Annotated in this window: 23 protein-coding genes and 1 pseudogene; 11 read left to right on the top strand and 13 right to left on the bottom strand. The window is 65.7% G+C overall.

Annotation, left to right across the window (positions count from 1 at the left end; all coding sequences use genetic code 11):
- Positions 1–122 precede the first annotated feature (122 nt).
- From AC5Y49_RS03320 to AC5Y49_RS03295, 6 genes and pseudogenes are all read left to right on the top strand, one after another.
- A pseudogene (locus AC5Y49_RS03320) lies at positions 123–305 on the top strand (hypothetical protein); the annotation flags it as partial.
- 203 nt (positions 306–508) lie between these two features.
- Complete coding sequence (locus AC5Y49_RS03315) at positions 509–601, top strand: Ms4533A family Cys-rich leader peptide (protein ID WP_419866436.1); 93 nt, start codon at positions 509–511, stop codon at positions 599–601.
- A gap of 158 nt (positions 602–759) precedes the next feature.
- The gene (locus AC5Y49_RS03310; protein ID WP_499884639.1) at positions 760–1,743 is read left to right on the top strand and encodes a sulfate ABC transporter substrate-binding protein; all 984 of its coding nucleotides are present in this window, start codon (positions 760–762) and stop codon (positions 1,741–1,743) included.
- Positions 1,740–2,567, top strand: a complete 828-nt coding sequence (gene cysT, locus AC5Y49_RS03305) for a sulfate ABC transporter permease subunit CysT (protein WP_499884343.1) — start codon at positions 1,740–1,742, stop codon at positions 2,565–2,567. Before AC5Y49_RS03310 ends, cysT begins: the two co-directional genes overlap by 4 nt.
- Positions 2,564–3,382, top strand: coding sequence for a sulfate ABC transporter permease subunit CysW (gene cysW / locus AC5Y49_RS03300; protein WP_499884342.1), 819 nt, complete (start codon positions 2,564–2,566; stop codon positions 3,380–3,382). Before cysT ends, cysW begins: the two co-directional genes overlap by 4 nt.
- A complete protein-coding gene (locus AC5Y49_RS03295) occupies positions 3,379–4,431 on the top strand; it encodes a sulfate/molybdate ABC transporter ATP-binding protein (RefSeq protein WP_499884341.1) in 1,053 nt (350 codons plus the stop codon). The genes cysW and AC5Y49_RS03295 overlap by 4 nt, the downstream gene beginning before the upstream one ends.
- Positions 4,432–4,465: 34 nt before the next feature.
- Here the strand turns inward: AC5Y49_RS03295 and AC5Y49_RS03290 are convergent, their stop codons facing one another.
- The 4 genes from AC5Y49_RS03290 to AC5Y49_RS03275 form a co-directional block, all read right to left on the bottom strand.
- Complete coding sequence (locus tag AC5Y49_RS03290) at positions 4,466–5,212, bottom strand: sirohydrochlorin chelatase (protein WP_499884638.1); 747 nt, start codon at positions 5,210–5,212, stop codon at positions 4,466–4,468.
- On the bottom strand, positions 5,209–5,940 hold the full coding sequence (locus tag AC5Y49_RS03285) for a phosphoadenylyl-sulfate reductase (RefSeq protein ID WP_499884340.1): 732 nt from the start codon (positions 5,938–5,940) through the stop codon (positions 5,209–5,211). Before AC5Y49_RS03285 ends, AC5Y49_RS03290 begins: the two co-directional genes overlap by 4 nt.
- Positions 5,937–7,604, bottom strand: coding sequence for a nitrite/sulfite reductase (locus tag AC5Y49_RS03280; RefSeq protein ID WP_499884339.1), 1,668 nt, complete (start codon positions 7,602–7,604; stop codon positions 5,937–5,939). The genes AC5Y49_RS03285 and AC5Y49_RS03280 overlap by 4 nt, the downstream gene beginning before the upstream one ends.
- Before the next feature lie 113 nt (positions 7,605–7,717).
- Positions 7,718–7,774 carry a hypothetical protein gene (locus tag AC5Y49_RS03275; RefSeq protein WP_370485981.1) on the bottom strand — a complete coding sequence of 19 codons (57 nt, stop codon included), beginning with the start codon at positions 7,772–7,774 and terminating at the stop codon, positions 7,718–7,720.
- Positions 7,775–8,037: 263 nt separating this feature from the next.
- On the opposite strand from AC5Y49_RS03275, the gene AC5Y49_RS03270 reads away from it, so the two are divergent.
- Genes AC5Y49_RS03270 through hemW form a run of 3 tightly spaced genes read left to right on the top strand, consistent with a single transcriptional unit; the run spans position 8,038 to position 10,172 of the window.
- Positions 8,038–8,586 (top strand): Rv1363c family protein, encoded by a 549-nt coding sequence (locus AC5Y49_RS03270; protein WP_499884338.1) that lies wholly within the window; start codon positions 8,038–8,040, stop codon positions 8,584–8,586.
- On the top strand, positions 8,583–8,963 hold the full coding sequence (locus tag AC5Y49_RS03265) for a transglycosylase family protein (protein WP_499884337.1): 381 nt from the start codon (positions 8,583–8,585) through the stop codon (positions 8,961–8,963). Before AC5Y49_RS03270 ends, AC5Y49_RS03265 begins: the two co-directional genes overlap by 4 nt.
- Before the next feature lie 48 nt (positions 8,964–9,011).
- On the top strand, positions 9,012–10,172 hold the full coding sequence (gene hemW, locus AC5Y49_RS03260; protein ID WP_499884336.1) for a radical SAM family heme chaperone HemW: 1,161 nt from the start codon (positions 9,012–9,014) through the stop codon (positions 10,170–10,172).
- Here the strand turns inward: hemW and AC5Y49_RS03255 are convergent.
- Complete coding sequence (locus AC5Y49_RS03255) at positions 10,169–10,369, bottom strand: hypothetical protein (protein ID WP_065015554.1); 201 nt, start codon at positions 10,367–10,369, stop codon at positions 10,169–10,171. The two genes, hemW and AC5Y49_RS03255, sit on opposite strands and share 4 nt — an antisense overlap.
- Before the next feature lie 349 nt (positions 10,370–10,718).
- Here AC5Y49_RS03255 and AC5Y49_RS03250 point away from each other — a divergent pair, with 349 nt between their 5' ends.
- Positions 10,719–12,065, top strand: coding sequence for a salicylate synthase (locus tag AC5Y49_RS03250; RefSeq protein ID WP_499884335.1), 1,347 nt, complete (start codon positions 10,719–10,721; stop codon positions 12,063–12,065).
- 93 nt (positions 12,066–12,158) lie between these two features.
- Here the strand turns inward: AC5Y49_RS03250 and AC5Y49_RS03245 are convergent, their stop codons facing one another.
- From AC5Y49_RS03245 to AC5Y49_RS03225, 5 genes are all read right to left on the bottom strand, one after another.
- The gene (locus tag AC5Y49_RS03245; RefSeq protein ID WP_499884334.1) at positions 12,159–13,049 is read right to left on the bottom strand and encodes a MerR family transcriptional regulator; all 891 of its coding nucleotides are present in this window, start codon (positions 13,047–13,049) and stop codon (positions 12,159–12,161) included.
- 7 nt (positions 13,050–13,056) lie between these two features.
- A complete protein-coding gene (locus AC5Y49_RS03240) occupies positions 13,057–14,517 on the bottom strand; it encodes a flavin-containing monooxygenase (protein ID WP_499884333.1) in 1,461 nt (486 codons plus the stop codon).
- A gap of 3 nt (positions 14,518–14,520) precedes the next feature.
- The gene (locus tag AC5Y49_RS03235; RefSeq protein WP_499884332.1) at positions 14,521–15,441 is read right to left on the bottom strand and encodes a ferritin-like domain-containing protein; all 921 of its coding nucleotides are present in this window, start codon (positions 15,439–15,441) and stop codon (positions 14,521–14,523) included.
- 22 nt (positions 15,442–15,463) lie between these two features.
- Complete coding sequence (locus tag AC5Y49_RS03230) at positions 15,464–16,318, bottom strand: SDR family NAD(P)-dependent oxidoreductase (protein WP_499884637.1); 855 nt, start codon at positions 16,316–16,318, stop codon at positions 15,464–15,466.
- A gap of 115 nt (positions 16,319–16,433) precedes the next feature.
- Complete coding sequence (locus tag AC5Y49_RS03225; protein ID WP_499884331.1) at positions 16,434–18,092, bottom strand: (2,3-dihydroxybenzoyl)adenylate synthase; 1,659 nt, start codon at positions 18,090–18,092, stop codon at positions 16,434–16,436.
- A 149-nt stretch (positions 18,093–18,241) separates the two neighbouring features.
- Between AC5Y49_RS03225 and mbtG the strand changes: the two genes are divergently transcribed.
- Positions 18,242–19,531, top strand: a complete 1,290-nt coding sequence (gene mbtG, locus AC5Y49_RS03220; RefSeq protein ID WP_499884330.1) for an NADPH-dependent L-lysine N(6)-monooxygenase MbtG — start codon at positions 18,242–18,244, stop codon at positions 19,529–19,531.
- A gap of 100 nt (positions 19,532–19,631) precedes the next feature.
- On the opposite strand, the gene nbtC is transcribed toward mbtG, so the two are convergent.
- From nbtC to AC5Y49_RS03205, 3 genes are read right to left on the bottom strand one after another with little or no spacing between them, the layout of a single operon-like run.
- The gene (gene nbtC, locus AC5Y49_RS03215) at positions 19,632–22,655 is read right to left on the bottom strand and encodes a nocobactin polyketide synthase NbtC (protein WP_499884329.1); all 3,024 of its coding nucleotides are present in this window, start codon (positions 22,653–22,655) and stop codon (positions 19,632–19,634) included.
- Positions 22,642–23,949: a beta-ketoacyl [acyl carrier protein] synthase domain-containing protein gene (locus AC5Y49_RS03210; RefSeq protein ID WP_499884328.1), complete on the bottom strand. Its 1,308-nt coding sequence runs from the start codon at positions 23,947–23,949 to the stop codon at positions 22,642–22,644. Before AC5Y49_RS03210 ends, nbtC begins: the two co-directional genes overlap by 14 nt.
- Positions 23,946–24,704, bottom strand: coding sequence for a thioesterase II family protein (locus tag AC5Y49_RS03205; protein ID WP_499884327.1), 759 nt, complete (start codon positions 24,702–24,704; stop codon positions 23,946–23,948). Before AC5Y49_RS03205 ends, AC5Y49_RS03210 begins: the two co-directional genes overlap by 4 nt.
- Positions 24,705–24,711 lie beyond the last annotated feature (7 nt).

The following is a 24,711-nucleotide window of genomic DNA, read 5'->3' as shown; positions in this document are numbered from 1 at the left end:
GACCTGTCCGGCGTCTACTCGGGGCTGCCCAGTGAGCCAATCAGGCCCGATCGCCAGCTGCCGGCCGAGCCGCTGATCCTGACACGTTGGATTCGTGGGAAGCGCGGCATAGGGTAAGCCCGGTGAACGGGTTCCTCAGCTGGTGGGACGGCGTCGAGTTGTGGTTGTCGGGACTCGGGTTCGTCCTGCAGACCGTCGTGGTGATGCCGGTTGTGCTGGTCGTGGCCTACCTCGCCGCGCTGGCGCTGGACACCATGCTGGGCGGGGGGATCGGCCTGATGCGCCGCGTCCGGCAGCCGTCGGATGGCCCGGTTCCTCCTCACGCCGTTCCACGGCGCGCATCGTCGCCGGGCGGCGACGAGGGGCCACGATGACCGGTATGCCCCGATCGCAGGTGACGTTGGTGTTGGTCCTGCTAATGGTGCTGGTCATCGTCATGTGGTGGCTGACGCACTGAGAGTTGCCGGCTAACCATGCCGGTGCAGCGGATTCTGTTAGGCTTCGCGGCATGCGCGCAGCGTCCGGCAACCGAGAGTGCTATGTCTTGGCACTCATTGCCGTGGGTGATTCCGCTGTGGCCGATGTGCACTGTCGTCGCTGAACCACTACGCGCGCGGTCTGGCGTCGGTGTCGGTGCAACTGACGAGTGCTGGTCACTGAACGACCCGAGGCCTTTCCGTCGCGGTGATTCGATTCCCGCAGCCCGAAAGGTCACCGATGCTTAACCACATCAGGGGATGGCGTGTCGTCGCCCTCGCGATGGCCGCGGCCGTCGCGACCGCCTGCCACGGTGGTCCTAGCGACGTGGTCGGCGGCAGCGGCCCGCGCAATGCGCGGGTCAGCATCACACTGGTTGCCTACTCTGCTCCAGAACCTGGCTGGAGCAAGGTGATTCCCGCGTTCAACGCCTCCGAGGACGGCAAGGGCGTTCAGGTGGTCAGCTCATATGGCGCCTCCGCGGATCAGTCACGCGGCGTCGTCGACGGCAAACCGGCCGATGTCGTGAATTTCTCGGTCGAACCCGACATCACCCGCCTGGTCAAGGCCGGCAAGGTTTCCAAAGACTGGGACAAGGACGCCACCAAGGGCATCCCGTTCGGCTCGGTGGTGACGCTGGTGGTACGCCAGGGCAATCCGAAAAACATCAAAGACTGGGATGACTTGGTGAAGCCGGGTGTAGAGGTCATCACCCCCAGTCCGCTCAGTTCGGGCTCGGCGAAATGGAATCTGCTGGCGCCGTACGCCGTCAAGAGTGGCGGAGGACGAAATCCCCAAGCCGGAGTGGATTTCGTCAACAAGCTGGTGGGCCAGCACGTCAAACTGCGCCCGGGATCCGGGCGCGAAGCCACCGATGTCTTCGTCCAGGGCAGCGGCGATGTGCTGATCAGCTATGAGAATGAGGCCATCGCCACCGAGCGGCAAGGCAAGCCGATCACCCACGTGAACCCGCCGCAGACCTTCAAGATCGACAACCCGCTTGCGGTCGTGACCACCACCGCGCATCTGGACACCGCGACCGCGTTCAAGAACTTTCAGTACACCGCACAAGCCCAGAAGTTATGGGCAGACGCGGGTTTCCGGCCGGTGGACCCGGCCGTCGCCGCCGATTTCCGTGACCAGTTCCCGATACCGACGAAGCTGTGGACGATCACTGACCTGGGCGGCTGGGACACTGTGGACCCGCAGTTGTTCGACAAGAATTCCGGCAGCATCACCCGGATCTACATGCGGGCCACCGGATGACGGCCACTATCGCACCGCACCTGACTCAGGCGCGCCGCGGCAACACCCCGCTGCGGGTCGGTGTGGCGACGGTGTGGTTGTCGGTGATCGTGTTGCTGCCATTGGCCGCGATCGCCTGGCAGGCAGTCGACGGCGGCTGGCGCGCGTTTTGGCTGGCGGTCACCTCGAACGCCGCGCTGGAGTCGTTTCGGGTCACGCTGACGATTTCGGCCGGGGTCACGGTGCTCAATCTGGTGTTCGGCCTGATGATCGCCTGGGTGCTGGTGCGCGACGATTTCCCCGGTAAGCGGCTCGTCGACACGATCATCGACCTGCCGTTCGCGTTGCCCACCATCGTTGCCAGCCTGGTGATGCTGGCCCTCTATGGGCCCAACAGCCCCGTCGGACTGCATCTGCAGCACACCGGGTGGGGTGTGGGGGTGGCGCTGGCGTTCGTCACGTTGCCGTTCGTGGTGCGCGCCGTCCAACCGGTGTTGCTCGAAATCGACCGCGAGGCCGAGGAGGCGGCCGCGTCGCTGGGCGCCAACAGCGCGACAATCTTCACCTCCGTGGTGCTGCCGTCGCTGACGCCGTCGTTGCTAACCGGTGCGGGCCTGGCGTTTTCGCGCGCCATCGGTGAGTTCGGCTCGGTGGTTTTGATCGGCGGTGCGGTGCCCGGGAAAACCGAAGTCTCCTCGCAGTGGATCCGCACCTTGATCGAGAACGACGACCGCACCGGCGCGGCCGCGATATCCATCGTGCTGTTGAGCATCTCATTCGTCGTGCTGTTCCTCTTGCGCACTGTCGGTTCATACGCCGCCAAACGTGAGGAGTTGTCGGCATGACGACCTCGCCGCGCGTTCGCTACCTCATCCGTTGCATCGCGCTGGGCTACGTCGCCGTGTTGCTGGTGGTTCCGGTTGCGGTGATTTTGTGGCGAACCTTTTCGCCCGGCGTCGGCCAGTTCTACGCCTATATCAGCACGCCCGCGGCGATCTCGGCACTGCAATTGTCGTTGCTGGTCGTGGCAATCGTGGTGCCGCTGAATGTCGTCTTCGGTATTCCGACAGCATTGATGTTGGCGCGCAACCGGTTTCGCGGAAAGGGTCTGCTGCAGGCCGTCATCGATCTGCCGTTTGCCGTCTCGCCTGTCATCGTGGGTGTGGCGCTGATCGTGTTGTGGGGGTCGGCCGGCGCGCTGGGCTTCGTCGAGAGAGATTTAGGGCTCAAGATCATCTTCGGTCTGCCCGGGATCGTGCTGGCGAGTGTCTTCGTCACGCTGCCATTCGTGGTCCGCGAAGTCGAACCGGTGTTGCACGAGTTGGGGACCGACCAGGAGGAGGCCGCCGCGACGTTGGGTTCGACCTGGTGGCAGACCTTTTGGCGGATCACGCTGCCATCGATCCGGTGGGGTCTCACCTACGGCATCGTGTTGACCATCGCCCGTACTCTCGGCGAATACGGCGCGGTGCTCATGGTGTCGTCGAACCTGCCGGGGAAATCGCAGACGTTGACGCTGTTGGTTTCCGACCGCTACAACCGGGGCGCTGAGTACGGTGCGTATGCCTTGTCGACATTGCTGATGGGGGTGTCCGTGGTGGTGCTGATCGTTCAGGTCTTGCTCGACATCCGACGACGTTCCGGCAAGGAGGCTCCATGACTGCCAACTCAGGGACAGACGCGATCATCGTGCGGGGCGCCAACAAACGTCACGGCGACTTCGTCGCACTCGACGACGTGGACTTCACGGTGCCCGCCGGTTCGCTGACGGCGCTGTTGGGCCCCAGCGGGTCGGGCAAGTCGTCGTTGTTGCGCGCTATTGCCGGACTCGACCGGCCAGACACCGGAACCGTGACGATCAACGGCCACGACGTGACCCGGGTGCCACCGCAGCGGCGGGGCATCGGATTTGTGTTCCAGCATTACGCCGCTTTCAAGCATTTGACCGTCCGCGACAACGTTGCATTCGGGCTGCGGATTCGCCGGCGGCCGAAGTCGGAGATCAAGAAAAAAGTCGACAATCTGCTCGAGGTGGTGGGGCTCAGCGGCTTTCAGAACCGCTACCCCAACCAGCTCTCCGGCGGTCAACGGCAGCGTATGGCGCTGGCCCGCGCGTTGGCGGTCGACCCGCACGTGCTGCTGCTCGACGAGCCGTTCGGTGCGCTGGACGCCAAGGTCCGCGAAGATCTGCGGGCCTGGCTGCGGCGGTTGCACGACGAGGTGCACGTCACCACGGTGCTGGTGACGCACGACCAGGCCGAGGCGCTCGACGTGGCCGATCGCATCGCAGTGCTCAACAAAGGTCGTATCGAGCAGGTCGGATCCCCGGCTGACGTGTACGACAGTCCTGCGAACGCCTTCGTGATGTCGTTTTTGGGCGCGGTGTCCTCGTTGAACGGCACGTTGGTGCGCCCGCACGACATCCGGGTCGGGCGCAATCCCGACATGAAGATCGCCGCCAGCGATGACGCCGCCAGATCCGCCGGCGTCATCCGCGCCACCATCGACCGCGTGGTGATGCTGGGCTTCGAGGTCCGGGTGGAGTTGACCAACGCCGCCACCGGCGGTCCGTTCACCGCGCAGATCACCCGCGGCGACGCCGAGGCGCTCGGCCTGAAAGAAGGCGACACCGTCTACGCGGCCGCCACCCGGGTGCCCGAACTCCCCTTGCCGCGAACGTGCGTGTCCCCGGTCGACACGCCGACCTAACTCCCGGGTCTGCGCACGCTCGCGCCAGAGATGGTCAGGCCGCCGCCTGCTCGGTCAGCGCCGCATCGAAGCGGTCCAGCACCGTCTGAGCCACCAGCGGATGCGCGCCCAGCGGGGCCGCCATGGCAATACCGCGATCGTGCGCAAAGTCAGCCACTCGATCGGTCAGCCGTCCCGGCGCCAGGAACCAGGGCGCGATCACCAGCCGCCGGGCGCCGGCGCCCCGCAACCGGGCTGCGGCCTCGGCCAGCGAGCCGGCCGCGGTCGCAAACGCCGTCGTCGCACCGGCCCAGCGGGTGCCGGCCGCCAGCCTGACGGCCACCGTCGCGGTGCGCGCGTTCGCCGCGGCATCGCTCGAGCCGATCGCCACCACCAGCACACCGAGATCGCGGTCGAGCCCGGAAACAGCCAGTTCGCGCAGTCTTTTGCGCAGTACGGCAATCAGCCGCTCGTCCTCGCCGAGCACCTCCGCCTGTCGCACTCCGCGGTGCCCGACGATCTGTCGAGGAATGTCGATGCGAGCGTGGTAGGCGTCGGCCAGCAAAAACGGTGTCACCACCGAACCGGGCGTGACCACGTCGGCCAGCATCGGCGAGTTCTGCTCGCAGAAGCCAACCCGCACATCCAGACCCGGGCGCAGGCGTCGTAGCTGACCGGCGACGGCCTGCGCATTGGCCGCCGACCGTGGATCCGCGCTGCCGTGCGCGGTAAGCACCAGCGGCGAGCGCAAACTCGGCGGAGCCGAGTGCAGTGGGTCGGCACCAAATGAACCCAGCGTCATGAGGCGTGCAACCCGCATTCGACCTTGCTTATCCCTTGCCAGCGTCCGCTGCGCGGGTCGGCGCCCTCAGCCGGTTTGGCCGTGCAGGGGGCGCAGCCGATCGACGGATAGCCTTCGTAGACAAGCGGATTGACCAGCACATCGTTTTCGGCGATGTAGTCGTCCATGTCCTGATCCGACCACGCCGCCAGCGGGTTGATCTTCACCAGCTTGAACGCTTCGTCGAAACTGATCAGCGGGGCGTTGGCCCGGGTGGGCGCCTCGACCCGGCGCAGCCCGGTGACCCAGGCGGAGTAGCCGCGCAGCGCTTTGGACAGCGGCTCCACTTTGCGCAGCCGGCAGCATTCGTTGGGCTCGCGGGCGAACAGGTCCTTACCCAACAGCGCGTCCTGCTCGGCCACCGTGTGCTCAGGCGTGACGTTGAGCACCCGAATGTCGTAGACCGCCTCGACCGCGTCACGGGTGCCGATGGTTTCGACGAAGTGATAGCCGGTGTCGAGGAACAGCACCGGAACGCCGGGCCGCACCTTGGCCGCCAGGTCCACCAGCACCGCGTCCTGCATGTTGGACGCCACGACGTAGTTACAGGTCGCTGCACCCCGCGGGCCGTTGACGCCGCCGAAGTTCTCGTCGGTCCAGCGCAGCAGGTCGGAGGCGTTGGCGCCGGCCAGTTCCGTCGCGCCGCGGGCGGCAAGGTCCCGAAGCTCCGCCTCCGTCGCACCGCTCATCGCAGATCCGCCTCGTCGGCGCGCGCCGCCCAGGTGGCGAACCGCTCGCCGTCGTCGCGTTGTTTGACGAAGTTGCGTACCACCCGGTCGATGTAATCGCTCAGCTCGCTGCTGGTGACTTTGTGCTGACGCAGCTTGCGGCCGAAACCGCTGTCCAGCCCGAGGCTGCCGCCGAGGTGGACTTGGAAGCCTTCGACCGAGCCGCCGTGGCCGTCGTCGACCATTTGGCCCTTGAACCCGATGTCCGCGACCTGGATGCGCGCACACGAGTTCGGGCAGCCGTTGATGTTGATCGTGATCGGCACATCGAGCCGGGCGTTGATGTCCTCCAACTGGCGCTCCAGCTCGGGCACCAAAACCTGCGAGCGACCACGGGTCTCGGCGAACGAGAGCTTGCAGAATTCGATCCCGCTGCACGCCATCAGGTTTCGCCGCCAGTGCGACGGCTGCGATTGGAGGCCCAATGCGTCCAGCCCGGCGACCATCTCGTCGAGCCGCTCGTCGGGCACGTCGAGGATGATCAGCTTCTGATAGGGCGTGAAGCGCGCCCGATCAGATCCGACGCGCTCCATCAGGTCGGCCACCGCGGTCAAGATGGTCCCGGAGACCCGTCCGGCGATCGGGGCCACTCCGACGGCGTTGCGGCCGTTCTTCGTTCGCTGTATGCCGACGTGGTCGATCGGGTGCTTGACCGGTTCGGGGGCCGGGCCGTCGATCAGCTTGCGGCCCAGGTATTCCTGTTCGAGAACCTCACGAAACTTTTCAACGCCCCAATCTTTGATGAGGAACTTCAGCCGGGCCTTGGAGCGCAGCCGCCGGTAGCCGTAATCGCGGAACACGCACGTGACGGCCTCCCACACGTCGGCCACCTCGTGCAGTGGCACCCAGACACCGACCCGCTTGGCCAGCATCGGGTTGGTGGACAATCCGCCGCCGACCCACAGATCCAGACCCGGACCGTGCTCGGGATGGTTGACGCCGATGAAGGAGATGTCGTTGATCTCATGCGCGACGTCCTGCAGGCCCGAGACCGCGGTCTTGTACTTGCGCGGCAGATTCGCGTACTCCGGCTTGCCGATGTAGCGCCGCACTATCTCGTCCAGAGCAGGGGAGGCGTCGAGCACCTCGTCGAGCGATTCCCCGGCCAGCGGCGAACCGAGCATGCCGCGCGGACAGTCACCGCATGCTTCGGTGGTCTGCAGGCCGACGGCGTCGAGTCGTCGCCAGATCTCGGGAACGTTCTCGATCTCGATCCAGTGGCATTGCAGGTTCTGCCGGTCGGAGATATCGGCGGTATCCCTGGCGAATTCAGTCGAAATCTGGCCCAGCGTGCGCATCGCGGCGGCCGACAGCGGCTTGCCGTCGCAGCGCACCCGCATCATGAAGTAGCTGGCCTCGAGCAGGTCGGCGTTCTCGTCGCCGGTCCAGGTGCCGTCGTAGCCCTGTTCGCGTTGGGTGTAGAGGCCCAGCCAACGGAATCGGCCACGCAGATCGGTCTTGTCGATGCTGTCGAAACCACGCTTGGCGTAGATGTTTTCGATACGGTCCCGCACGTTGAGGGGGGCGTCGTCGAGCTTGAGCTGCTCGTTGGGGTTGAGCGGTTCACGCTCGCCGAGCGCCCACTGGCCTTCGGTGCGACCTTTGGCGGGGCGGGGGGTCGTCATTCGGCGATCTCCTTCGCGGAGGGGCCGGCTGGGAACGCGCACATCACCGGTTGGCTGTCCGGCGGCGCAGATCCGCGGCCAGCTGCAAGGACAGGGTGGGCGGGTCTACGACATCAAGGCAGACAGCGACAGCTGCAGACACGCTTGAGATCGATATGCCGGCGCGCCACCAGGGCAATACGGAGCTGGCTGCGGTGGGCGGCGGTCACCCGGCCATTGTGCCATAGACCGCACAGGCCGTTCGAGCAGGTCGAAGTTTTGATCACGGTGAGCAAAACTAGGCGGCCAACCTTGGAACTCGCAGCACGAATTCCCCAACATCTCCTGGAAAAAGCCGTGTCGCTCGCCTGAACGGAAGTTTTCGCAGGTGAAAATATCTCCGAAATGACCCGCCGACGAACCCGGCGGACAACCCGTCATGGTCAGGTGACAGATGGAATCTTCAGGAGATCCGGCTTCGCAAGCCGGCGTTCGTGACGAAGGCCACAAGGCCGCGCCGACGTCGCCGCGCGCGTATAGCCGCTGGCTTGCTGTCGCAGCGCTGGTGGCCGTCCTGGCCGGAGCGGGCGGTTATGTGGGTTGGCTCCAATACGAGCGACATCAGACGGAGGTAGCCAGCCAGCAGGCAGTTGCTGCGGCGGTGAAATACGCCGTCGCGCTGACCAATTTCGACAGTCAGGCGATGGATCGCAACATCGCGACGCTACGTGATGGCGCAACCGGCGAGTTCAAGCAACGCTACGACAAATCGAACGGAACACTGCGCACGGTGTTGCTCGACCACCAGGCCGCAACGCAAGGTCGCGTCGTCGAATCGGTGGTCAAGTCGGCCAGCACCGACCAGGTCGAGGTTCTGCTGTTCGTTGAGCAACTGGTGACCAACACCGATGATCCTGACGGGGGGACCGACTTCAGCCTCGTCAACATGACCATGGACAAAGTCGACGGCCAGTGGTTGGCCAGCAAGGTGCAGTTGCGATGAAGCGTGGGTGCGGGTTGGCAGTCGTCGCGATCGTGGCGGCGTCGATTAATCCGATCAGCAGCATCGCGTCCGCCGACGCCGTCAACTGGGACGCGCTTGCGCAGTGTGAATCCGGCGGTAACTGGGCGGCCGATACCGGTAACGGTTTTTACGGCGGCCTGCAGATCAGCAAGGCGACCTGGGAGGACAACGGCGGCGTTGGTTCACCGCAATACGCCTCACGTGCCCAGCAGATCCAGGTGGGGCAGCGGATCATGGCGACCCAGGGGCCTAAAGCGTGGCCGTCATGCGCGTCTCCTGGTGGTGCTAGTAAGCCAGCGCCGGTGGGTTCGCTGAATCACTTGTTGACCTACATGTTCGACAAACTCAACGGGTAACAGCTCGACATCGTTTGCGCTCGGCTCGCCATGGGATAATGGGGTGTCGTGACGACATCTCTGCCCGACGTGCAGCTGACTCCTGGCGCACCGTTCGGCGTGTACGTTCACGTGCCGTTCTGCCTGACCCGCTGCGGGTACTGCGACTTCAACACCTACACCCCGGCCGAGTTGGGCGGGGTCAACCCCGACGCCTGGCTGCAGGTGCTGGCTTCGGAGCTCGATTTGGCAGCCGCCAAACTCGGCGCGCCATCGGCCGACACCGTGTTCGTCGGGGGCGGGACGCCGTCGCTGCTGGGCAGTGCGCGGCTGTGCGCAGTCCTCGACATGGTCCGCGAGCATTTCCCGCTGGCGCCGGATGCCGAGGTCACCACCGAAGCCAACCCGGAGTCGACGTCGCCGGAGCTGTTCGCGGCGCTGCGCGCAACCGGCTACACCCGGGTGTCGCTGGGCATGCAATCGGTGGCGCCGCGGGTGCTGGCCACTCTCGACCGGGTGCACTCCCCGGGGCGGGCGGCGGCCGCGGCCGGCGAGGCGTTGACCGCCGGTTTCGAGCACGTCAGCCTCGACCTGATCTATGGCACGCCCGGGGAATCCGACGACGACCTGCAACGCTCAGTCGATGCGGTGCTGCAGACCGGCGCCGACCACGTGTCGGCGTACGCGCTGACGGTCGAGGAGGGCACCGCATTGGCCCGCCGGGTGCGGAGTGGCGAGCTGGCCGCTCCCGACGACGATGTGCTGGCGCATCGCTACGAACTGGTGGATGCGACGCTGCGCGCCGCCGGCTTAGGCTGGTACGAGGTGTCCAACTGGAGCCGGCCCGGCGGGCAGTGCCGTCATAACCTCGGCTACTGGAACGGCGGCCAGTGGTGGGGCGCCGGGCCCGGAGCGCACAGCTTCGTCGGCGCAACGCGATGGTGGAATGTCAAACACCCCAACACCTATGCGCAGCGGCTCGCTGACGCGTCGCTGCCGGTGGCCGATTTCGAGGTACTGCCAGCCGACGCATTGCACACCGAGGACGTGATGCTGCGCATCCGGCTGCGGGAGGGCCTGCCACTCGACCTACTCGATGCCGCCGAGCGCGAACGTGTCACGATCGCCGTCGCCGACGGTTTGCTGGCCCGTGAGGGCGCCGACCGGGTGGTGCTCACAGATCGCGGCCGGCTCCTGGCCGACGGCGTGGTGCGCAACCTGCTGGGTTAGGCCGACACCCTCTTCATCCCGGCGCCCTTGACGCGGTGAGTCACCGATCCCCATGCCGAGGGCGAGAAATGGGTCGTGACTTCCTCGAAACCGTCAACCCGAGAAACAGTGAGAACGCCCGTGTCATGGTTGATCGATAGCTTGTCGCCGTCGTTGGCGTGGACTTCCTCACCGTCGAGAAGCCGGATTGTGAACACGGTGCTTGCCCCTCTCGAATCTGTTCGGTTGTTGTCGGCTGCGGATCTGGTCACCGGTCGGGCCGAAGTGATGCTACGAATGGCCCGCAGCGAGCCGCGATCCATTGCGGGACTACGGATTGAACGTTCTGGAAACGTTCGATGACCAGCCAAGCACGGGAACTGTCCGACGGCCCGAAGCGCGCAGCGCCCAAGGGCGTCGTCGGCGATCGATTCGTTGGTTCAGGCCGTGATCACAGCCGGTGCGGGGTAGTCGACGGCAATTAAAGTCAGGCCTACTTAAATGGCCGACCCCGCACTTTGGCGCGGAGCCTCCCCACGCGTTCTGAGGTTAGGCTAGTCTTACTACGTGACCGATGTCCAGACCAGCTCCGTAGGCGCCGAGTCAGTGTCATTTCGGTTACCCGCTGACATCGCCCCCGCCGACCTGGCAGCCGAGCTGGCTGCCGCGCTGCCCGAGTGCGACGGCGAGGAATATCTGCTCTACGAGCACGACGGCCAATGGGTGCTGGCCGCCGGGGTGCTGGCGATGGTCGAGCTGGACTGCAATGAGTTGCGCGTCACCCGGGACGGCGTCACACGACGGGAATCCTGGTCGGGGCGCCCGGGACCTGTCCTCGGCGAGGCGATTGACCGATTGTTGCTGGAAACCGACGAGCTGTTCGGGTGGGTCGCCTTCGAATTCGGTGCCTACCGTTTTGGGCTGCAGGACCGGCTGGCCCCGAATACGCCGTTGGCGCGGGTGTTTTGGCCGCGCACCCGAATCGTGATCACTGACGAGACGGTTCGGCTGGTCGACGCCGGGGCACGCCACCGCGATGCGGTCGACGGGTTGTTGCGTGATGGTTTGGATGCCACGCCGTCCGCGTCCGCTCTCGACGTGGCGACTGATAACACCGGCTACCGCGGTCGAGTGAGAGCGGCGATCGATGAAATCAACAGCGGCGGCTATCACAAAGTGATCCTGTCCCGCTGTGTCGACGTGCCGTTCCGGCTCGACTTCCCAGCGACGTATCGATTGGGCCGTCGGCACAACACACCAGCGCGGTCGTTCCTGTTGCAACTGGGCGGTTTTCGCGCGGTGGGTTACAGCCCCGAACTGGTCGCGGCGGTCCGCTGCGACGGGGCCGTGATCACCGAGCCGCTGGCCGGCACTCGGGCGTTGGGGCGGGGGGAGGCGCGGGATCGCCAAGCCCGTGATGACCTCGAATCGAACTCCAAAGAGATCGTCGAGCACGCCATGTCGGTCCGGAGCTCGCTGCTGGAGATCACCGAGGTCGCCGAAGCAGGCAGCGCCGTAGTCACCGATTTCATGACGGTGCGCGAGCGCGGCAGCGTGCAGCACCTGGGCTCGACGGTCAGCGGACGGCTGTGCACGTCGAAAAACCGGATGGACGCGCTGGAGACGTTGTTCCCCGCCGTCACCGCGTCCGGCATTCCCAAAGCGGCCAGTGTCGATGCCATCCTGCGCCTCGACGAAAGCCCGCGCACTCTGTATTCCGGTGCGGTGGTGAAGTTTTCCAGTGACGGTGGGTTGGACGCTGCGCTGACGTTGCGGGCCGTCTATGAACACGACGGACGAACGTGGCTGCGTGCCGGAGCCGGCGTCATCGGCGCATCGAACCCCGAGCGCGAATTCGAGGAGACCTGCGAGAAGCTGACGACGCTGGCGCCATATCTGGTCGCGAGGCCCTAACCCTTTTGCGCGAACCCTTTTGCGCGAACGTGCGTGTCCCCGGCCGACACGCCGTAGCAGCGCCCGTTTTTGCGCACGCTCGCGGAGATGGGGTCAGGCGTTCTCCATGTAGTCGGCAAGGATCTTGCTGACCAGTGATTCGATCGTCGATTCGATCGATGACGCCAGGGTGGCGGTGACCGAGGCGACGGCCTGGGTGCGGAACCGCACCAACATCGTGATGAGCTCGGCGATTTCGGTGTCGGCTGGCAGCGCCTCGCCTGGTTTGAGCCGGTGGGCGACGTGCTCGGCGCCGGCGCGTACCAGCATCTCGCTGATCTGGTCGATCAGCGGCACGATCTGCTCGTGCAGGTCAATCATTTTGGCCAAACTGACGCCGTAGCTGCGAATCTCGTTGAACGCGTCGATCAGCTTGGGCCGGGTGATCGTGGCCCGTGGGCCGTCGACGCGGATCACACCCAGGCCTACCAGCCGCTCGAAGGCGAGCGGGTCGTCGATGCGTCGACGCGCGTCGGCGAGCGGCATTGTCTCGGACTTTTCGGTGGTCCAGGTGCCAACGATCGCGGTCTCTAAGCCCAGCACGTCGCCGAGGTTCTTGCCTTCCTCCCACGCGCTGAGCATTTCCCGCACGTGCGCAATGTTGTAGCCGCGGTCGAGCATCGACGTGATCAACCGCAGCCGGGTCAGGTGGGTGTCGTTGAACAGCGCGATGCGCCCGACGCGCAACGGCGGCGGCAGCAGGCCGCGATCGCGGTAGACCCGAATATTGCGGGTGGTGGTGCCGGCCAGCCGCGCTAGGTCGTCGATGCGGTATTCCCCGGACACACTGTGGGGCTGACGTGCAGCCGCGTCGAATAGCTGTGCCACCGCAGTGTCGATGACCTCACGTGACTGACGCCGAACGCGTTGCGGTGCGCGTCGCAGGTTGGCCAGCACTCCGGCGATGGTGCCGGTCTCTGGTCGTACCGCTCGGTCGGGAGCCATCGGCGGATCAGGCCGCCTGGTAGTCGGCGAACCGGAAGTCACGCATCTGTCGAAGATACTGGGTGGCGAATCCGGGATACATCGACGCGTTGAACCCGTCTTTGGTCAGATACCAGCTGTTGCAACCCGACATCCAGGTCGTCTTGGTCAGGCGCTGCTGGATGCGTTCGTTGTAGCGGCGCTGCACGTCTGCGCGTACGTCGAGGTAACGCAAGTCGTTGTCGAGGATGGTGGTGATGGCGCGCACCGCGTAGTCCAGCTGGCCTTCGATATACACCAACAGCGAGTTATGGCCGGGCCCGGAGTTGGGTCCGGTCATGAAGAACAAGTTCGGATACCCGTGTGCGCTGGCGCTTTTGTAGGCCTGCGCGCCGTTGGCCCACTCTTGGGTCAGCGACCGGCCGCCCAGCCCGGTGACCGGGAACGGCGGGCCGGTCAGGTGCACGTCGTAGCCGGTGGCGAACACGATGCAGTCCAGATGATGTTCGATGCCGTCACTGGTGCGGATCCCCACAGGGCTCAGCGTCGCGATCGGCCAGTCGATGAGCTTGCAGTTATCGCGCTGCAGGGCGGGATAGTAGTCGCTGGAGACCAGCATGCGTTTGCAGCCCGGCGCAAAACTCGGCGTCAGCTGCCGGCGTAGCCACGGGTCTTTGACGGCCATCCGAAGGTGTGCGCGCCCCAGTTGCGCCACCAGTGAGGTCAGCGGCGTGTTCCACACCAGCGCAGTCGCGCTGGCCTCATGACCCCAGAACAGTGCTTGTCGAGCAAGCTCTTGGGCGGCAGGCACTTTCGCAAACATGGCCTGCAGCGCCGGTGGGGTGGCCACGTCCAGGCGGGGGAGTACCCAGCCTGGTGTGCGCTGGAATACCTTGACGAACTCGGCGTGCTTGACTAGTTCGGGAATGATTTGGATGGCGCTGGCCCCGGTGCCGACGACGGCGACGCGCTTGCCCGCGAAGTCGTAGTCCTGATCCCACCGGGCGCTGTGGATCTTGTGACCCTGATAGGAGTCGATGCCGCGGATGTCGGGAAAGCTCGAGTCCGGCAGCGGTCCCGACGCCAACACCACCGTGCGAGCGCGAAATCGCTTACCAGTTGCGGTGGTTGCGGTCCAGACCCCTGCGTCGTCGTCGAACGACAATCCGTTGACTTCGCTGCCGAATTCGATGCGGCGACGGATGTCGAACCGGGTGGCCATGTCCTCGATGTGGCGGCGGATCTCGTCGGCAGGAGAGTATGTGCGCGACCAGCTCGGGTTTTTGACGAACGAGAACGAGTACAGCAGCGACGGGATGTCGCAGCTGGCGCCCGGGTAGGTCGTGTCGCGCCAGGTTCCGCCCACCCGGTCGCTACGTTCCAGGATGACGAAATCGTCGACGCCGGCTTCGGCAAGCTTGATCGCGGCGCCCAGTCCGGTGAAGCCGGCGCCCACAATCAGCGCGGCGTGGGTGTGGTTGCGCACCATCGGTTAAGCCGCCGGCTCGTGGGTGACTTCTCTCACCCAGCTCGGTACCGACGGCAGCAGGGGCCGGGGATACCGGTCGGAAAGCCACACCATCGAGTTGGCCAGCAGGTGGTAGGGGTGGCGCGGATTCGTGACCACGCCGGCGTAGCGCCGCAGGAATCGATACGTTGGTACTCGCCCAGTGTGTGGACAGCGGTCGCCGAGCTCTTTGAATCGTTTGACGGCTTTATAAAGCCGCTCGGGCTCCATACCCATCGCGGTGATCTCGTTGCGGATTCTGTTGATCAGCGGCGCGCCCATGAGTGCGCCGATGATGAGGCCCGGAGTGGCATTGCGACCGACGAAGTCGATCAGCAACCGTCGGACCTTTGCGTGCCCTATCATGTCGAGAACTTCGAAATCGACGACTAGATGGCGTGATTCGTCATTGTTGATCTTCTCGAACACCTGGTGACAAACCGGGTCGTGCACCTCGTCGAGGAGGAACTTCAACAGGGCGCCGTCGAGGGCGACTTCGAGCATCGGGATGACGGTGCCGAGCAGGGACAGCGGCATGTCGTCGGCCCAGCGGTCCAGCCAGTCGATGGCCAGCCTGATGTTCACGTTCGGTTCGGGAACCTCATTGTCCTCGAGCATGCCCCAGCGCTTCATCAGTGCCAGTTCGGCGTTGGCGTGGCGTTGCTCTTCGGCGTGGAAGTAGCGGTAGATCTCGGCGATGGTGGGGTTGGGCGCTTTCTTGGCCAACGCGGCAAAGCCGCGGGCACCGATGTTTTCGATCCAGCACAGGTCGGCCATGAAGGCTTTCAGCTTGGGCCGGAACTCGTCGCTGATGGTATCGGCGCCGGGCGCGTCCCAGTCGATGTCGGCCAGTGCCCATTGCCGGTCCTTGATCTTGGCCAACATCATTTCCATGTCGATAGTCATCTGCGCCGCTCCTTTGCGATCTTCAGTGCAGCCCGCCCCGCGACACCAGCCCGACCGTTCGGGTGTAGGTCGCCGGGGCGAGACGTTTGACGTTCCAGCCGATCTTGGCGTCCAGCTGCGGCATGCAGTAGAGCTCGCCGCGATCGTGGGCATCCAGACAACTGCGTGCGACTTTGGTGGCCGAAAATCCGGTCCAACGCATCAGCTTGGCCGCCAGTTCGGTCGACTGGGCGCTGATGCGGCCGGACTCGACGATGTTGGTTTTGACGAAGGTGGGGCACAGCACTGTGACTTTGACGCCGGCGCCGGACAATTCGGCGGCCAGGGTCTCTGACAGCGAGAGGACGCCGGCCTTGCTCACGTTGTAGGCGGCCATGCCGGGGGCGGCGCCGAACGCTGCGGCCGAGGCAACGTTGATGATGCCCCGCGGCGTTTTCGACGGTGCCGCCGCCCGCAGGATCGGCGCGAACACGTGACAACCGTGAATGGGGCCCCACAGGTTGATGCCCAGGGTCCACTGCCAATCATCTAGGGAGACTTCGCCGATGGGTGCCCCGCCGGCGCCGACGCCGGCATTGTTGATCACCAGCGTGGGCGCGGCACCGAACCAGGACTCCGACTGCGCCGCGAGGTCGGCGACCTCGTCGATCTGAGAGACATCGCAGCGGATCGCGGTGGCATGACCGCCCGCCGCGGTGATCGCGTCCACCGTTTGGGCGGCGGCGGCTTCGTCGATGTCGCTGCACACCACCGCGCCGCCCCGACTGGCGAGTTCGACGGCGAAGGCCGCACCGATTCCACTGCCGGCGCCGGTGACCACCGCCGACGCGTTGCGGCTGGTCTTGGCGGCGCTGGACAATCCGGGCAGATGGGGAATGCCGATCACACCATTGAGTCAACAGCCAATGGTGACATTAGTCAATGGCAACGTCGCCGTAAGTTTGCTGCGCGCGTGTCGCCCGTTCGCCGCGAGCGTGCGTAGAAACGGGTTTCTAGTCGGCGTGTCGGCCGGGGACGCGCACGCTCGCGCGGATGGCGTTCTTGTCGATTTTGCCGATGGGCGTCACCGGCAGCGACGTCATCGCCACCAATGTGTCGAGCCGGGTATGGGTGGCCACCCCGCGTCCGTCGAGGTAGCGATTCAGCTCGGCCAGCGTCACCGGCTGATCGTCGAAAATCACCGCCGCGCAGATCTTTTCGCCGAGAAATTCATCGGGTAGCGGCACCGCGGCCGCCTCCCGGATCGCCGGATGGGTCAGCAGGTGCTCCTCCAAATCTGAAGCGGCGACGGTTTCGCCGGCGCGATGGATGACATCTTTGACCCGACCGGTCACCTCGAGATAGCCGTCGGCCGAGCGGCAAACCCGGTCGCCGGTGCGGAAAAACCCGTCGAGCGTGAACGACCGCTGGTTGACGGCGTCGGCGCGAAAGTAGCCGTTGAGCGTGTAGGGCCCGCGCACCAGCAGCTCACCCTCGGCGCCATCGGCGACATCGACACCCGCCTCATCGACCACCCGCACCTCGTCGGCATCGCACAGCGGCCGGCCCTGGGTGTGGTCCACCACCTCCACCGGATCGTCGAGGCGGGTGTAGTTGACCAACCCTTCGGCCATCCCGAACACCTGCTGCAGGCCGGGCGTCAAGGTGGCGCGGATCCGGCGGGCATCCTCGGCGGCGAGCTTGGATCCGCCGACCTGCAGCAGCCGCAACGAGTCCGGCGTGACCGGCTCCCAGTCGCAGGCTTGGGCCCACAGCGTGGCCAGCGCCGGTACCAGCGCGGTGACCGTGACGCCGTGGCGCGCGATGGTGGCGAAAGCCGCTTCCGGGCTGGGGTCGGCGGTGAACACGGTGGTGGCGCCGACGCTCATCGCGCCCAGCAGGCCGGGGCAGGCCAGCGGGAAGTTGTGCGCCGCCGGCAACGCGACCAGGTACACATCGTCACCGGTCAGCCGGCACAGCTGTGCGCTCGCCGTCGCGTTGTAGCGGTAGTCGTCGTGGGTGCGCGGAATCAGTTTGGGCAGTCCGGTGGTGCCCCCCGACGCCAGCAACAACGCCGGAAGGGTGGTATCGACGACCGCCGTCGGCAGCCTGTCCGAGGGTGCGTCGGCAAGCAACTCGGCAAACGAGCTGAAGGGCCCGGGGTCCCCGTCGACGACGACGTGACGCAGCGCTGGATGTGCGGCGACCAGTTGCTCGGCCAGTGGGCGGTAGTCGAAGCCATTCGCCGTCTCGGCGATGACCAAACCGACTGCCCCACTCACCTCGGCAAAGTGACTGAGCTCGGCCAAACGATGCCCGGGCAGGCACATCACCGGGATCGCCCCGGCGCGCAGCAGACCGAACAGCGCGATGGCGAACTGACCCGAGTTGGGCAAATCGAGCAGCACTCGGTCAGCCGGCGCGATGCCGCGCCGGGCAAACGCGGCGGCGGCGCGGTCGACGAGTTCGTCCAACTCGGCATAGGTATGGCTGCTGACCGCGTCGATGACGCCAACGCGGTGTGGCCATGCCGTCGCGGCCTGCCGCAGAATCGCATCGAGGCTGTGCCCGCTCCACAAGCCGGCGGCGCGATAACGGGCCGCCCGATCCGGCGGGAACGGAATGAATCCGTCCAACGCGGATTCGGGCGGGCCGGCAGAGGCGACCGGCACTCGGCAACTCCTTCGGGCAGGTGTGTGCTGGGCATCGAACATCGTGTAGCGTACCGAAAGTTAGGACAGCCTGGGCTAATCAATCGGAGGGTAGTCGTGGGTGATGCTCTCGGTCTCGGCACCACCGACCTCCGTACGGCCGGCCGAACATGAGTCAGACTCTTGCGATCGTGGGGGCCGGCGCCAAGGCGGTGGCGCTGGCGGCCAAGGCGGCGGTGCTGCGCCAGATGGGCGTCGACACGGTCGACATCATCGCTATCGAACGCTCCGGGGTGGCAGCCAACTGGCGGGCCGGGGGCGGCTGGACCGACGGCCGGCAGCGGCTGGGCACCAGCCCGGAGAAGGACGTCGGTTTCCCGTACCGCTCGGAACTGCTGCCCGGCCGCAACGCCGAACTCGATGAACGGCTGATGCGGTGGAGTTGGCACGCCTATCTGGTTGCGACCGACCAATTCGTCGGCTGGGTCGATCGGGGTCGGCCGGCGCCAACTCATGACACCTGGGCCCACTATCTGCGCTGGGTCGCCGACGTGGCGGGGCTGAACGTCGTTCGCGGCGAATTGGTCAAGATCTCGATCGACGGCCTGCAGTGGGCGCTCCACACCCGCGATTCTCGGTTGTCCGCTGACGCGCTGATGATCACCGGACCGGGTCAATCGGAACGCTCCATGCTCTCCGGTGATCCGCGGGTGTTGTCGATCGCGCAGTTCTGGCAGCGCGCCGCATCCCAGGATCGGATCGTCGCCCAGAACGTCGCAGTCATCGGCGGGGGAGAAACCGCTGCATCGATGCTCAACGAGCTTTTCCACCACCGGATTTCAGCGGTCACCGCGATCTCGCCGCAAGCGACGCTGTTCACCCGGGGCGAAGGCTATTTCGAGAACTCGCTGTTTTCCGATCCCACCAAATGGCGCAGCCTCACCCACGCCGAACGGCGCGACTGCATCGCCCGCACCGACCGCGGTGTTTTCTCTGCGCGGGTTCAGGAGTCGCTGCTTGCCGACGAACGGATCAGACATCTGCGCGGCCGAGTCGCCGACGTCGCCGACCGCGACGGCCGTATCTGGGTCACCATGTATACCGACGGTGGTGGTAATGAGCGGGTCGAGTCATTTCATGGCTTCGATTTGGTCATCGACGGATCCGGGGCGGATCCGTTGTGGTTCCTGTCGCTGCTGAGCCAGACTGCCCGCGACAGCCTGGAGCTATGGCTGGGCGGTCCGCTGACTAGCGAGCGACTGGAAGAATCCATCGGTCATGACCTCGCGGTTCAGGGAACGGCCCCTAAGCTGTTCCTGCCCAACCTGTCCGGGCTGAACGAGGGCCCGGGCTTTCCGAACTTGAGCTGCCTGGGGCTGCTGTCCGACCGGGTCCTTGGCGCGGACTTCGCCGTCACCGACCCGTCGATCAAGACAAGCGCCGCCTACCAATCCGTGTGAAGATGGCCTTCGCAGCTAGCGCCTCACGCCATTGAGTGTGAATCCATGGTGGGATTTTTGCGTTCAGCCCGCCCTAAGTACACACTCGAATACCTGTGGATCACCCGCCCAGTCGTACCAGGATGTCGGCGATGGACGCCCCGCCGAGCAGGTCCGCCACCTCTAGCTCGTGATTGAACTCGGTTTTGACGCGACGGTGAAACTCCAGCGCCTGCAATGAATCCAGGCCGATCGCGACCATAGGGGCCGTGGTGTCGATCGCATCGACAGCGTCGACACCGATGGCGCCGGCCAGCAGACTCATCAGCCGTTGCTCGAGATCCGTCTCCTCGCCGCGGGCCGGAGCCGCGGCCGCAGCGGGCGGACAAGTCAACTGGGACAACAACGGACCGTATCCGTAGGCCGTCAGCACCGGCCGTGCGCGATCCAGATCGAATGCCGCGACGACGGCGTTTCCGCCACGCCACGGCATTCCCACCGCCAGCGCATCCGCGGGACGCATCGGCACGACACCGGTCGCGGCCACCTTCGCCCACCCCGAGGGGTCGAGATCGACAACCGTCCACTGACCCCACTGCACCGAAACGCAATCCAGGCCCTCGGCCCGTAGCCGGTGCGCCATCGCGTCGAGCATCCGGTTGGCCGCCGCGTAGACGATCTGACCGCGACCGCCGATGGTCGCCGCCACCGAGGAACACAAGACGACGCGGCACCCATCGGTGCGTGGGAATGCATCCAGTATCCGCCAGACGCCGACGACCTTGGCGCGCAACGCATTGTCGACCTTCTCGGGGGTGATGTCGGTCAACTCGACATCCGAATACGCCATTGCGGCGTGAATGATCAGATCGGCAGGAGCGTCGCCGTACTCGTCGGCCAGCCGTGTGACGGCACCTGGGTCGCCCACGTCGCAGCTGGCGGCATCGATCCGCGTTGAGGTGGCCGACCGGATCTTCCGCAGTCGATCCGCCACCGCGGTGGTCTCACCCGATCTGCTCACCAGGGTGATGCGCTGCGCACCGCGGCGCGCGAAGTGTTCGCAGAACTCCAACCCGAGATTTCCGGTCCCACCGACGATCAGCACGTGCTCATACGCATTGGTGTCGGAGTCGGCGACGGAAGCCTCGACGATCCGTTTGGCGTACAGACCACTGGTGCGCAGCGCGAGCTCCGACTCTTCCTTGGTGTGCAGCGCCGACAAGATTGCGGACGCCGATTCCGACGACGTCGGTCCGGCCGGCAGATCGAGGTGCCGGAATCTGACCTTGGGATATTCGGTGCCGATGCTGCGGAATCCGGCGCTGGCCGCCGCGTGCACCAGATCCGGTGGCGCGTCGTCGTCGACGACTGCCTCGCCGCCCGTCGTCACCAGCCAGCAATCGGAGAGTGTGTCAGTTAGCCCCGGCCACCAGGTGCGGTGACCCAAGAATTCCGAAACCTCGGTTGCCGCCGCACCGTCATCCAGCTTCGGCGACGGCGGAACGAGGATGACGTACGTATCGAGACCCGCTGCGGGCCCATCGCTTTGGGTCGAGGTGTCGAGCACGTGTGCGGTAGCGCCGATGTCTGCGGCCGCAGCGCACAACGCGGCGGCGAGCTCGGAGCACGCTCCGGTCCGATCGACGATGCCGATTGCTCGTGGCGGCACCAGTGCGCGCTGCGACAATCGAATCCACTTCTCGACCAGAAGGCGTGGGGTCGCTCCTGCAGCCGGCGTTCGGCTGTCGGGTTTGGACTCGGCGCCGTCGTAGGGCAACCACAGCAGCTTCTCGTCCATGCGAGTGTTGGGGAAATCGGCTAGCGGCAGCGGGGCCGGACCGGCGGCCTCGGTGCGCAGGCGCTCCCACGGGTAGTGCAGGTCATGGACCGCCAACCGCGCAAGGTTGCGGGTGAAATCGCTGAGGTCGGTGGCCGCCCGGTTGGACGTGCCCACCACCAGGGTCTGGTCGTTCGTCGAGGCAGCGAGATTTTCTTCGATCGCCAACTGCAGCGTCGGATGTGCGGCCAGCTCGACAAAGGTGTCGACGCCCAGCGGTAGCGCAGCCGCGATGGCCTTGTCGAATCGAACGGTGTTGCGAAGATTCCAGAACCAGTACTGGTCGACGGGCAGGTCCCGGGTGATCGGACCGCCGAGCGTGGCACCAAGGCAAGTGATGTCCGTGTCGAGGAACGTCGGGTTCTGCAGTTGACGGCCCGCGGCCGCACGTACCTTGTCACCGAGCGCATTGATCGCGCTGGTGTGCGCTGGGTAGCGGACGCGAATGACGCGCGCGAATACGCCACGCTCGGTCAGCGTGTCCACGATGCGCTGCACCGTCTCGCGTTCACCCGAGATTCCGGTCATGCCGGGCGAATTGATCACCGCCAGCTCGGCCCACCCCGAGCAACGCGCGAGTTCGTCCTCGCAGGTGTCGCGGTCAGCGGCGACAACCGCCATCGCATAGTCGTCGGACATGAACTCGTCGGCGGCACGTGCGCGGATCCCGACGACGTGGACGGCATCTGCCAGGCTTATCGCGCCGGATACGTAGGCGGCGGCGATCTCGCCTTGGCTGTGTCCGATCGTGACCGCCGCTCCGACACCGACTGAGCGCCACGCCGCGGCCAGCCCGGCCATCTGGGCGAACAACGCGGGCTGGACGGTGCTCGCGGTGTCGTTGACCGAAAGATGTTCGTCGAGAAGGTAACTCAGCGGCGACTCGTCCAGAAGGGTGCCGAAAGCGTCGGCGCAGCGATCTACCTCGGCCCGATAGGCCGGAATCGACTCGTAGAAGACACGGCCCATTCCAGCTTGTTGCCCACCCTGGCCGGGGAAAACATAGGCGAGCCGGCGAACCGCCGCGGCCGCGTCGGTGCGCACCACTGCGGCATGTTCGCGGTCGTCGATGATCGCCTGCAGGCCGCCGAGCAACTGGTCGCGGTCGGTGACCATCGCCAGCGCGCGATGCGGGCGGGCAGCCCTTGTCCGGAAAAGCATTTCGCTGATCGCTTCCGGTGCCACGCCGGGGTGATCAGTGGCATAGGTAAGCAACGCGCGGGCCTCGTCGTGCACCAGGCTGCGACTTCCCGCCGATAGCAGAACGGGGACGGTGCCATCGGGAAGCCGGTAGCTAGGAATGGTCACTGGTCTCACCTACGGGCATAGCGATGATTGCGTGCGCATTGGCACCCCCGGCGCCGAATGATGATGCGACACCGTAGCGGACGCCATCTTTGGGCTCCCACGGATGTAGTTTGGTGGCCAGCTGCAGACCCACCAGATCCCAGTCCAGCTTCTTGGTCGGGTTGTCCGAGAACAGCGTGGGCGGGATGTGGCCGTGCTGTCCGGCGAGCAAGAGTTTGATCAGCCCCAGTATTCCCGACGCGGCTTGGGCGTGACCGGAATTCGATTTGATCGAGCCGAGCAGCGCCGTGCTTCCCGCGGCACCGTAGGTTTTGAACAGGGCCAGCAATTCCACCGGATCGCCGGCGACGGTCGCAGTGCCGTGACCCTCGATCATGCCCACGTCGGCGGCATCGATTCCCGCCGCGCCGAGCGTCTTTCGAATGAGCTGTTCTTGGGCCCGCACCCGGGGAACGAGGATCGGCTTGCCTTTGCCGTTGTGGTTGGTGCGGATGGCCAGAATTCGCCCGTAGACCGCATGGCCCAGTTGGCGTGCCCGCGACTCACGTTCAACGAGCACCATGCCCGCGCCTTCACCCCAGACAGTGCCGCTGGCGTCGTCGGAGTACGCGCGGCAATGACCATCCTCGGAAAGCGCATTGAGCCTGGCGAACTCGAAAAACGCGCCGGGAGAACCCATGACGCAAACCCCGCCGGCAAGTGCCCATTCGCACTCGTCGGTCGCCACCGCGTTGGCGGCCAGCTGCAACGCGGTCAACGACGATGCGCACGCCGAATCGACGCACATCGACGGCCCGGTCAGCCCAAGGCTGTGCGAGATCCGGCCCGCTGCCCCCAACTGTCCCAAGCTGGCGATTCGATGACCGCTATGCGCGTCGGCGACTGCCGCCCGCGGCCCGTACTCCATGGGCGACATTCCGATGAAACAGCCGCCCTCGTCGCCGGCGAGCGTTGCCGGGTTGATGCCGGAGTTCTCCAGCGCCTTCCAGGCCAGCCGTATCGCAACCCGTTGTTGGGGATGCATCACCAGGGCCTCTCGGTGGGTGATGCCGAAGAAGGGCGCGTCGAACATCGCGGCATCCTCCAGGAAGCCGCCCGCATCGCACACGCTTCCCCAACCGTCCAGCCGGGACACCGAGAGCAGGTCATCAATTGGCCAGCCGCGGTCCCGTGGGAATGGAGTGATCAACTCCCTGGATTCGGCCACAGCCGACCAGAGCGCGGCGGGGGTGTCGATTCCGCCGGGCGCCTCGACGGCCAGTCCGGAGATGACGATCGGGTCGCTGGTGTTCACGCGGTCTGCTCGCGTTGCCCGGGCGGGGCCAACAACTCCGCGACTGCGCCGAGGTGATCACCGAGATAGAAATGCCCGCCGTCGAACATCGTGACGTTGAGGCGCTCGGTGTGCTTACCCCAGCCGTAGAGATCGCCCAGCGTGACGAACGGATCCTGCTCGCCGCCCATTGCCTGGATCGGGGCGGCTACTTTCACGTCGTCGGCGCAGTTGTAGGCATCAAAGGCCTGGTAGTCGGCCTTGATGACCGGCAGAGCCAATCTCATGACCTCCCGGTTGGCGAACACACTGGTGTCGGTGCCCTCCAGCGTGGCCAGGTGGTTGAGGATGTCCTCGTCTTCCTTGGGATGGGACGGCTTGGCCGCGGCGTGACAGGGCGCAACCGCCGCGGAAACGTTGAGTTGGCCCACAGTGATTCCGGCGGCCTCGGCTAGCCGCACGAATTCGAACGCGACCAACGCTCCCATGCTGTGACCGAACGTGATGATCGGGCCGCCGCGGTGGTGCTCCAACCCGGAGAATTCGTCGAACGCACCCGCGGCGATCGCAGGCAGGGAGAGCAATGACGCCTCGCCTGCCCGGTCCTGGCGCCCCGGGTATTGAAAGACGATGACGGTGAACCTCGTGCTGAGGGCTTTCGAGAAGTCGCGGTAGGCCGACGCACCGGATCCCGCATGCGGAAACACCAGCAGCGGCGGGTTCTCGGCCGGATCCGCACGATGGAACTGCCTGATCCAGCCCAGGGTGCGTGGCATGGGCACA

This window comes from Mycobacterium sp. NGS62 (assembly GCF_059812285.1).
This window is presented reverse-complemented; position numbering and strand designations above follow the sequence as displayed.